Annotated in this window: 11 protein-coding genes and 1 tRNA gene; all 12 read right to left on the bottom strand. The window is 34.5% G+C overall.

Translation table 11 applies throughout. The features are described 5' to 3' along the window. Window positions 1-153: 153 nt before the first annotated feature. The 12 genes from AB671_RS19515 to AB671_RS19460 all read right to left on the bottom strand — a co-directional run bounded on the left by AB671_RS19515 (window position 154) and on the right by AB671_RS19460 (window position 9,792). Window positions 154-227, bottom strand: a tRNA-Asp gene (locus AB671_RS19515). Between the two features lie 130 nt (window positions 228-357). After that, window positions 358-675, bottom strand: a complete 318-nt coding sequence (gene trxA / locus AB671_RS19510; RefSeq protein WP_034682284.1) for a thioredoxin — start codon at window positions 673-675, stop codon at window positions 358-360. A 71-nt stretch (window positions 676-746) separates the two neighbouring features. Further along, complete coding sequence (locus AB671_RS19505) at window positions 747-1,922, bottom strand: cysteine desulfurase family protein (RefSeq protein WP_066679496.1); 1,176 nt, start codon at window positions 1,920-1,922, stop codon at window positions 747-749. Between the two features lie 2 nt (window positions 1,923-1,924). Then, window positions 1,925-2,320, bottom strand: a complete 396-nt coding sequence (locus AB671_RS19500; protein WP_228390958.1) for a hypothetical protein — start codon at window positions 2,318-2,320, stop codon at window positions 1,925-1,927. A 99-nt stretch (window positions 2,321-2,419) separates the two neighbouring features. Then, window positions 2,420-3,007: an HAD-IB family hydrolase gene (locus AB671_RS19495; protein ID WP_066679494.1), complete on the bottom strand. Its 588-nt coding sequence runs from the start codon at window positions 3,005-3,007 to the stop codon at window positions 2,420-2,422. 7 nt (window positions 3,008-3,014) lie between these two features. Continuing rightward, window positions 3,015-3,740 carry an SDR family NAD(P)-dependent oxidoreductase gene (locus AB671_RS19490; RefSeq protein ID WP_066679493.1) on the bottom strand — a complete coding sequence of 242 codons (726 nt, stop codon included), beginning with the start codon at window positions 3,738-3,740 and terminating at the stop codon, window positions 3,015-3,017. Between the two features lies 1 nt (window position 3,741). Next, entirely contained in the window at window positions 3,742-5,058 is a 1,317-nt protein-coding gene (locus AB671_RS19485) for an FAD-binding oxidoreductase (RefSeq protein WP_066679492.1), read from the bottom strand. Window positions 5,059-5,060: 2 nt separating this feature from the next. Continuing rightward, entirely contained in the window at window positions 5,061-5,972 is a 912-nt protein-coding gene (locus AB671_RS19480; protein ID WP_066679491.1) for a UbiA prenyltransferase family protein, read from the bottom strand. A gap of 111 nt (window positions 5,973-6,083) precedes the next feature. Then, window positions 6,084-6,773 carry an OmpA family protein gene (locus tag AB671_RS19475; RefSeq protein ID WP_066679490.1) on the bottom strand — a complete coding sequence of 230 codons (690 nt, stop codon included), beginning with the start codon at window positions 6,771-6,773 and terminating at the stop codon, window positions 6,084-6,086. A 13-nt stretch (window positions 6,774-6,786) separates the two neighbouring features. Continuing rightward, window positions 6,787-7,284, bottom strand: a complete 498-nt coding sequence (locus AB671_RS19470; protein WP_066679489.1) for a lipocalin family protein — start codon at window positions 7,282-7,284, stop codon at window positions 6,787-6,789. Between the two features lie 126 nt (window positions 7,285-7,410). Beyond that, complete coding sequence (locus tag AB671_RS19465) at window positions 7,411-9,096, bottom strand: S8 family serine peptidase (protein ID WP_066679488.1); 1,686 nt, start codon at window positions 9,094-9,096, stop codon at window positions 7,411-7,413. An 81-nt stretch (window positions 9,097-9,177) separates the two neighbouring features. Beyond that, window positions 9,178-9,792 carry a WbqC family protein gene (locus AB671_RS19460; protein WP_066679487.1) on the bottom strand — a complete coding sequence of 205 codons (615 nt, stop codon included), beginning with the start codon at window positions 9,790-9,792 and terminating at the stop codon, window positions 9,178-9,180. Between the last annotated feature and the right edge of the window lie 6 nt (window positions 9,793-9,798).

The raw sequence follows: 9,798 nt of genomic DNA, 5'->3' as shown, positions 1-9,798 counted from the left end.
TGCAACTCAGAGGCGTACGAGATAAATCTTTTTTTCTATTCAGATTATCAAAACTTTTTGCTTAGTCCCCAACTTTTGAGACTGAGCCATTTTTAAGATTGTATTTTTGAACAAAAAAAAAAGCTTCAAAACAAATGTTTTAAAGCTTTTTTGCGATCCGGACGGGACTCGAACCCGCGACCTCCGCCGTGACAGGGCGGCATTCTAACCAGCTGAACTACCGGATCTTTTTCAATGCCTAAAGAAGTATCTTCCTTTATTGTGGTGCAAAAATACAAATTTTTAACAATCTTGCAAACTTTTAGAAACAAAAAATGCTTTCCAAAACGGAAAGCATTCATTATCAAAGTGATTTTTTTATAAGTGTGCGCTTAATTTTTCAGCGATTACTTCTTTTGGAGTAACTCCAACCAATTTATCTACTACTTCACCATTCTTAAAAATAAGAACTGTAGGGATATTTCTGATTCCGTATTGCATAGAAATTTCTTGGTTGTTGTCTACATCTACTTTTCCTACGACAGCTTTTCCTTCAAAATCTGTTGCCACTTCTTCAATGATTGGTCCTAAAGTTCTGCACGGTCCACACCATACTGCCCAAAAGTCTACCAATACCGGTTTGTCTGATTTTAAAACTGTTTCTTGGAACGAGCTATCCGTAATTTCTAAAGCCATTTTTTTATCTTTTAATGATTAATATACTATTTAATTTCCTGAGTCAAAATTACCATTTTAAAATGAAAAGCCTATCTATGCTCAACATTTGTATTTTCTATAGCGAAATCTTTAGAGATTTCTTTCAAAGCGTTTACGAAAACATCAATATCTTCTTTTGTTGTCATATGGCTGAAAGATACACGCAAGGGCGTACAATTGTCCATTTCATCCTCAGAAAGCACCATCATCATTACCATAGAAGGTTTTGAAGCTCCTGAAGAGCATGCACTTCCTTGAGAAACAGCAACACCTTTCATATCTAGCTGTAACCCAATTAAAGGGTTTTTGTAAGGAAGCAGAAGACTCACCACAGTGTACAAACTATTATCTGCTTCTGAACTTCTCCCATTAAATTTTACTCCCGGAATTTCTGCAGCAACTCTGTCAATTGTATATTGTTTAATAGTCTGCATGTGTTCTGTATAAGCTTCCATATTATTTAATGAAAGCTCCAGCGCTTTACCTAAACCAGCAATACCTGCCACATTTTCTGTCCCCGCTCTCAAGCTTCTTTCTTGAGGGCCACCTGTAATGATGCCTTTTAAACCGCTCGATTTTCTGATAAATGCGAAACCAATTCCTTTCGGGCCATGAAACTTATGTGCACTGCAAGATGCAAAATCTACAGGAATATCTGAGAAATCTAGATTCATGTGCGCCATTGTCTGAACAGTATCAGAATGGAAAAGTGCATTGTTTTCTTTGCAAAGCTGAGCGATTTTCTTAATATCAACGATATTTCCGATTTCGTTATTAGCATGCATTAAGCTTACCAATGTTTTTTTATCTGAACCTTTAAGTAATTCTTCTAATTTAGCTAAATCAATATCACCTTTTTCGTTAGGACGAATGTAGGCAACCTCAACTCCTTTTCTACTTTTCATATCCAGAATACTCTCAGAAACACATTTGTGTTCCATAGGAGAGCTTATAATTCTCTCAATACCAAGATGCTCAACACTTGATTTGATAATCATATTGTTAGATTCTGTTCCGCAAGAAGTAAAAATAATTTCTGCCGGAGTTACATGTAGATAATCTGCAACCTGCCTTCTTACGTTTTCTATAAGGATTTTTGCATCCTGGCCAAAACTATGCGTTGAAGAAGGGTTTCCGAAGTTGATTTTCATCGTTTCAACCATTGCATCGATTACTTCTTCAGAAAGAGGTGTTGTAGCAGCGTTATCTAAATATATTTTATTCATTTTTATTTTGAAGATTTTAATTGTACTGAATTGAATTGATAGTTTGAAGGAACTGTAAAGATAAACCAAGGATTTGAAAGCATCTGAATTTCCATTCCGCCCGATTCATACATCGGTATTTCCACATATAAGACATTATCTTTTGCCGAAATACTCTTGATTTCATTTACTCTATGGTCACCCGACCTGAATGAGCCCAGATTATATAAAATTACTTTCTTATCACTAGGAAATGCAGGGTATTTCATCACAGGCTCAGTTCCTACTTCCACCAAAGAAGTGCTCTGCAAAGATTTTATCGCATTTTGAAACTCCTGCTCATTTTTAATGATAACAAAACCCGACTGTTCTGCTCCGCCCTGAGATTCAGATTTTATAATTTCACCTTTATTCTGCATGGGTTCAGATTTTTTTGCAGTTGTGCTTGTGCAACTCATTAGGGTTGCAAAGCAAAAAATCAGCAGTTTATTCATTTTACTTTTATTAATCCTTCAAAATTAATGAAAAAATTGGTAATGACCCTCATTTGCCCATTTCAGCATTGGCTTATCTCCGGAAGTATCTCCGAACGCTATGATTTTATCATACTTATCGTCTGAAATTTCTTTTTTTATGCGTTCTAATTTCTCTTCTCCGTTGCAGTTCTTTCCTATAAAGTTTCCTGTAAAAATCCCATTTTTGAACTCTGCCTTTGTAGAAATAAGATTCATCTGCAGTTTGTCGGCAAAAGGTTTGGTCCAGATATCAAGAGAAGCCGTCACCATAAGACTGCGTGTATTTTGTCTATCTATATTTTTAATAAAGTCTAAAGCATTCTCTCTTACTATTTTAGGATAATGTTCCTCAAAAAACTGTTTAGACTTTTCTTCAATTTTAGACTGAAGCTGACCTTTCAACACAGAACCTATGAAGCTTTTCTTTACTTTTTCCGTTTCTGCTAATTTTAATTTCAATAAAATAAAAAGCGGGATATGCTTCAAAAACTGCACACGGAACTTAGACGGATCATAAAATTTAAGATACATGAACATGGTATCTTTATAGGTAATCGTTCCGTCAAAATCAAAACAATACAATTTTTTCATATTACAGTTAAAGCTTTAATTTTTTAAATATAAACTCAGGAATATTCCTGATGATCATCATAATAACGCCCCAGATCGGTAAAACGTATGCAACATTCTTTTGTTTTTTGAATGCTTGGTAAATACATTCTGCGGCTTGCTTAGGTGTAGCTGTCAGTTTTGGATTTAATGGTAAGCCTTCCGTCATTTTCGTTGCCATAAAACCAGGCTTTACGGTTAAAACATGAACCTTTTTTTCGAAAAGATAATTACGAAGTCCACTCAAATAGGCTGTAAAAGCCGCTTTTGCACTTCCATAAATAAAGTTACTCTGTCTTCCTCTATCTCCTGCTACCGATGATAAACCGATAATTGTTCCAGACCTTTTACTTTCAAATTTCTGCGCAAAATAATTCATCACAGGAACTAATTTTGAATAATTGATATCAATGATTCGTTCTGTATTTTTATTGTCGTACAAAGCATCTTCTGTACTTTCTCCCAAATATCCGGTCGCACAAAACAATACATTAGAATTGATATAATCGAATTCAAAGTACTTGATTTCTTTGGTTAAATCGAGCTCAATAATTTCAGATTGCTGCAAAAATTTCACATCGATATGTTTTGCAAAACGCTCCGTTGCTTCTTTATTTGAGGTAAAAAGATAGATTCTTTCATATTTTTCGCCTTCCTGCAAAGCTTTTTCCACAAAAGCCTGCGCTACTTCAGATGTACTTCCGAGAACTATCATTTTACTTATTATTTAAGATTCTTTTGTGCTGTAAAGACACAAATTTCGAACTTTCTACATTTTTAAGATAATCCGTAAGCGAAGATTTACTCATGCTGTCTTTGGTAAGATAAATTCTTCCGCCAAATTCCTGAACGGTTTTATCTAATTGCTCAACCAATTTTTTCAACTTAGAATTTACTTTAAAGTCTAACGCTAAAGTATATCCTTCAATCGGAAAAGAATTATATGCTTCAGGATTATTTTCCCCGAATAATTTTAAAACAGCAAGAAAAGATCCGTTTCCGCTGTTGGCAATGGTTTCAAGAATTTTTTTCATTCCTTCTTTTCCATTTTCTTTTGGAATTACCATTTGATATTGAATAAAACCTGATTTACCGTAAATTTTATTCCAATCATTAATCGCATCTAGCGGATAGAAATAGGTTTCGTAATCTATGATATTCTTTAATTCTTTTTTAGCCTGTTTTTTATAGTATAAAAGATTAAAAAGCTTTACGGTAAGAGCATTCAATACAAATCCCGGAAAATAAAATGGAACGGTAGGAGAGAATTTTTTCTTTAATCGTAAAGGGTTTTTTGAAAATTTTTGAGGAAGTTCGTGCGCAAAAGCATGTTCACCTCTCATCAAAATACTTCTTCCGATATCTTTTCCTTTTTGCAGGCAGTCAATCCAAGCAACGGTATAAGTCCAGCTTTCGCTTTCATCAAACAATCTGAATATTTCGTCTAAGTTTTCAGCTTTAATACTTTCCTGACGAATGTATGCTGTTTCTATATTTTTAAGCTTAAATCGAGCCGAAAGAATAATCCCTGTAAGTCCCATTCCACCGATTGTCGCATAGAATTTTTCGGAATTTTCTTCTTTTGAACAGATAATAATGTCGCCATTTTCTGTCATTAATTTAAAATCGATCACATATTCTGAAAAACAACCTTCTGAATGATGATTTTTCCCATGAACATCAGATGCGATGGCACCGCCAACAGAAATAAATTTTGTTCCTGGAGTTACATAAAGAAAATATCCTTGCGGAACTGATATTTCTAAAACATCAGACAATAAAACACCTGATTCACATTCTATAATTCCGTTTAAACGGTCAAAACTTATGAATTTATTTAGCTTTTTAGTAGAAAAAATACTTTCTCCCAATGAAGCATCACCATAACATCTTCCGTTTCCTCTTGCAATCACCTCATTATGATTCTGCACAAATTCTTTAATCTTTCTGAAACTGTCTTCCGACTTCATTTCTTTTTCCACGATGGGAAAATTGCCCCAGTTTGTAACTTTTTGTATGAAATTTGGTTTCATAATTACACTAAATTAAAATTAATGATACTGTGTTTAAAATAAATCAGTATTAAAAACGAGATTACCCACAAAACGAGTGTAACCTGGATATAGCGGTCTCTGTATAAAATTTTTGTAGGAGATTCAGTTCGATTATAAACCAATGTCTGTTGCAAATATCTTAAAAATGCAAAAACAACAAAGATTACAGTATAAAAAATACTGGAATGCGATTTTTGCTGAACTTCGGGTGAAAGCGTAAACATAAGATAACAAATAATCGCCAAAGTCACAGAAATGGAAAGTGCAATATCTGCAAACTGTACATTATATCCATCTAAAGCTTTTCTTGTCTTCCCTGAAATCTGCGCATTGATGAGCTCTCCCCTACGTTTTCCTATTGCTAAAACCAATGCCAATACGAAGGTCAACAAAGTTGCCCACTGCGAAATGAAAATCCCTGTGATATAACCACCTGCCTGTACACGAAGCACAAAACCAATGGCAATGATAAAAATATCAACAATCGGAACGTGTTTCAGCTTGAAGGTGTACGCAAGATTCATCACAAAATAAAATGCAATAATGAAAGCAAATTTCCAGATTGGACGATGAAAATAGAATTGTGCAAATAAAATGAGTGCAACATCTACGATGATTAAGCCAATCAAAATGCCTATTGCCGTTTTCTTTGAAACAGCGCCACTTGCAAGCGGACGTCTTCTCTTTTCGGGATGCTTTTGGTCTGCCTCAATGTCGTTATAATCATTAAGAATATAAACAACACCGGCAGCCAGAGAGAATATGATGAATGCAAAAATACTTTTACTAAGTAAATCTAAATTTTTAACATTGCCCGAGAAAAAAAGTGGAACGAAAACAAAAAGATTCTTTACCCATTGTTCTACTCGAAGGAGTTTTAAATATTTCTTCATTAATGTGGTTTCGATTGCAAAAATACTGATTTTACGAACAAAAATTAGCCATAAAAATACAAAAAAAAACCGCCAAAGCGGTTTAAAAAATAATATTTATATGTTAAATGACTATTGGCCTTGTTTAGCGTCGTTAATCATTTTCTCATTTGCTGTGATGGCAAACTCTACTCTTCTGTTTTTAGCTCTTCCTGCTTCGGTATCATTTGAAGCAACTGGCATAGACTCTCCTTCACCTGAAGCAAACAATCTGCTAGAAGCAATTCCTTTAGAAATCAAATAAGATTTCACAGAGTTGGCTCTTCTTTCAGATAATTTTTGATTGTAATCATCTGCGCCTTTGCTATCGGTATGTCCGTAAATATTGATGTTTGTATCTGGATTATCTACTAAAACTTTAGTTAATTTATCAAGATTTGTTTTAGCCAGCGCTGTAAGCTCTGATGAATCGAATGCAAAAGTAACAATACTTTCATTCATTGTGATTTTAATACCATCTCCTACTCTTTCTACCTCTGCACCAGGAAGAGTTTCTTTAATATCTTTGGCTTGCTTATCCATTTTGCTACCGATAACGTTACCAGTAACCCCACCGATAATACCACCTAATACAGCTCCTAATGCTGCATTTTTTCCTTTTCCTACATTATTTCCCAATATACCACCAATTACAGCTCCTGAAGCAGCTCCAGCCGCAGTACCTCTCTGTTGGTGATTAGAATTCTGTACTGCTTCACAACTTGTTAATAACAAAGCTGATGATAAGAATAATGCTGCGATATATGTTTTATTAAATTTCATCTTATTTTTTTTATTATTTAGTATAATCCATTCCTGTTCTTTCGAAATTGTAAACTACTCTTATCGAACTGCCTTCAAATGGAACATTCTGCTCTAAAGAAAACTGATCAGTTGTAGAATTAATTACATTCAAAGTATATCCTGCTGTATTTTGTTTAGCCTTTGTACCATCTGCAATTTTTTTGAACGTGAAAACATTACCTTTAATGTCAACCTTTATTGGCTGAATAAACTGAGGGCAAGAACCGCCTCCATTTAAAGTGTAAGAACCTGAATAATTATTGGGAATAAATCTCCAGTGACTTCCTACAAAACATTGTGCATCTGCACCTTCATCAAAAGGCTTGATTTTGTACTGCTTATCGTAATCGATGCTTACAATCTGCCAATCACCTTTCATTTTTAGAAATTCTGATCTTACCGCTTGTGCATCTTTAGCTTTGTTGACTGTGGAACAAGACACTGCAAAAAGTGAGGTTCCCACTATACCTGCAAGTAATAGCTTTTTCATATTGTAGTTTTATTATTTTAACATTAAAGATAATACAAAAAACCGTGCCAAATTTTATTTATTTCAAAAAAATAAAGCCTGAAAAAAATCAGGCTTTATTTTAAATTATTTCAATCTGTCTGATTGTTATCTCTTTACAGACTTCTTAGCTGGTCTCGATTTTTTTACAGCTTTTGATTTTACTGGAGTTGATTTTCCATCGTAGAAGTTATTATATGCGTATTCTGCTGCTTTTTTCACGTCGATGACACCACCCGCCTGAGATTTTTCTCCAAACTCGTTTTCTGAACTTAGATTGCTTGTTTTCACAAGAGCTTCAATAATCTGTGCAGGTTTAAGGTTTGGCATATAAGCCAATAATACCGCTGCTGCTCCTGCGGCTACAGGCGAAGCCATAGACGTACCTTGTTGATAACTGTATTCATTAGTAGGAACTGTAGAATAAATCTCTTCTCCCGGTGCAAATACATTCACCATTTTTTTATTGTAATTTGAGAAATCAGCTCTCAACTCATTATTTCTATTGGTACTTGCGCCTACAACCATTACATTATTCACAAAAGGAGCTTCGTCTGTACTATTTTTAAAATTGGTAGGGTAAGCTAAGTGTTTTGCGACATCTTCATTTTCGTTTCCGGCAGCTTTTACTAAAAGAACGCCTTTATCCTGAGCATATTGAAAGGCATCCCAAACCACATTTTTACCTGGAGAAACAGGTTTTCCAAAGCTCATATTCAAGATCTTCGCTCCATTGTCTACTGCATATCTTATTGCATTGGCAACATCTTTATCTCTCTCATCACCATTAGGAACCGTTCTTACAGACATGATTTTTGCAACTCTCGATGCTACTCCGTACTGAACTTCTTTTCCTTGTGGCAAACCTGCAATGATCCCGGAAACGTGCGTTCCGTGTTCTGCATCTGGACCCTGGTAATGATTATTTCCATAAATTTTCTCAGAATAATCATCATAATTATCCCCTACAATCTCTGCTCTTGGGTCGTAATTAAGATCATATTGCTTTGCCATCGGACCAAAGTGCTCTAAAGCTCCTTTCATCTCTTCTTTCATCATTTTTTCAACTTCAGCAGAAGGCTTCCCTGCAAAAGCGGGATCTTTAGCGATATTAGCAAGAATCTCCAATGCTACGGCTTCCAATTGAGTAGAAGGCTTTTTATTTTTAAGGATTTCAGCCGTTAAAGGTTGCCCCTCTAAAATTGTTACCATTGATGGAATAGCCTCGTTGATCATTGTAACACGCTGAAAACTCTGTCTGGCATCAATACTTTTTTTAGTAAAAAGCTCTTTAGACTTCATGTACAGTGCAAATTCTTCCGGCATTTTTGCCTGGTTTGCTTTGTTTTGAGTTGAATTATCGCCTTCAAAAACAGGCTTGTATTTTGCTACAACTCTGGTAACTTCCATATTATCAATATCGATGTCGCCATTTTTACCCCCGATAAAATTCCATCCGTGAACGTCGTCTATATATCCGTTTCCGTCATCATCTTTCCCATTATTTGGAACTTCATTAGGGTTTTTCCACATATTATTCACCAAGCCAGGGTGGTCTACCTGAACGCCGCTATCCAAAACACCAACAACTACCGTTTTAGGTTTTAAACCTTTTGATTCTAAAAACTTGTAAGCATTTTCAGTATTAACACCATAAACTTTTGTCGTTGCAAAATCTTTATGATACCAAGTCATTAAGTCTTTATTTTCTTTTGGATCAACTGCAGGAGTTTGCTGCGCTGATGAATAAGTAAAGCCTGCTAAAAAAACTGCGGCCAACATTACCTTTTTCATATGTAGAATTTATTTATTTAATAATCATCTTTAAAAGCAATATCTATTGGTAGTGTACCAATTTTTTACGGCTTTGTCTGATTATAATTTTTTAATATTTTTAATATAAGTCATCGATTCCGGGCCTTTGTTACAAATAAGATCCACAATCGATAAATCATTCAAAAATCCTAGTTTATCTGAGAATGTCTGAAAATATTCAGCCATATCGTATTCTGAAGTTTTTTTTGCAGAAAACTTTTCTCTGAAATTAACCTGTTCTGGATTTTTAATATATTCTTCATTCAAAGAGTATGCCTTTTCTGTCTTTAAAAGATTTTGAACGATTTCTATACTTTTTATATTGAAATCTAACAGAAATTTTTCTTTCTTTTCGAACAGTTTCTCCAATTTATCTTCATAGTATTCAAAATATGGTGAACCTTGATATACTGTTTTAATAGACTTCCAGTGAATTTTTTGCCAATCTTCGCGGTAAGACATTTCGGTATCTTTAAATTCACGATTTCCATTATGAACAATTGGAATAATTAATGAAAGCCTGCCGTTGGCTCCATAAATATGGGTACGGTTTCTAAAGGTCTGTTTAGGAAAACTTTCAAACTGTTCGAATACCACTTCATTTTCAGCATTTAAAAATTCTGAAAACCATGAAATGGGGGGTAAATAAAATACCGGTAATAATATATTCTGCATAACTAT

The organism is Chryseobacterium sp. BGARF1, from assembly GCF_001677955.1.
GTDB lineage: Bacteria > Bacteroidota > Bacteroidia > Flavobacteriales > Weeksellaceae > Chryseobacterium.
This window is presented reverse-complemented; position numbering and strand designations above follow the sequence as displayed.

Bases quoted from the DNA above. Each gene is read 5' to 3' on its own strand.
- AB671_RS19490 (WP_066679493.1), bottom strand. From the start codon at position 3,740: ATGATAGTTCTCGGAAGTACATCTGAAGTAGCGCAGGCTTTTGTGGAA.
- AB671_RS19460 (WP_066679487.1), bottom strand. From the start codon at position 9,792: ATGCAGAATATATTATTACCGGTATTTTATTTACCCCCCATTTCATGG.
- AB671_RS19480 (WP_066679491.1), bottom strand. From the start codon at position 5,972: ATGAAGAAATATTTAAAACTCCTTCGAGTAGAACAATGGGTAAAGAAT.
- AB671_RS19500 (WP_228390958.1), bottom strand. From the start codon at position 2,320: ATGCAGAATAAAGGTGAAATTATAAAATCTGAATCTCAGGGCGGAGCA.
- AB671_RS19465 (WP_066679488.1), bottom strand. From the start codon at position 9,096: ATGAAAAAGGTAATGTTGGCCGCAGTTTTTTTAGCAGGCTTTACTTAT.
- AB671_RS19470 (WP_066679489.1), bottom strand. From the start codon at position 7,284: ATGAAAAAGCTATTACTTGCAGGTATAGTGGGAACCTCACTTTTTGCA.
- AB671_RS19495 (WP_066679494.1), bottom strand. From the start codon at position 3,007: ATGAAAAAATTGTATTGTTTTGATTTTGACGGAACGATTACCTATAAA.
- trxA (WP_034682284.1), bottom strand. From the start codon at position 675: ATGGCTTTAGAAATTACGGATAGCTCGTTCCAAGAAACAGTTTTAAAA.
- AB671_RS19485 (WP_066679492.1), bottom strand. From the start codon at position 5,058: ATGAAACCAAATTTCATACAAAAAGTTACAAACTGGGGCAATTTTCCC.
- AB671_RS19475 (WP_066679490.1), bottom strand. From the start codon at position 6,773: ATGAAATTTAATAAAACATATATCGCAGCATTATTCTTATCATCAGCT.
- AB671_RS19505 (WP_066679496.1), bottom strand. From the start codon at position 1,922: ATGAATAAAATATATTTAGATAACGCTGCTACAACACCTCTTTCTGAA.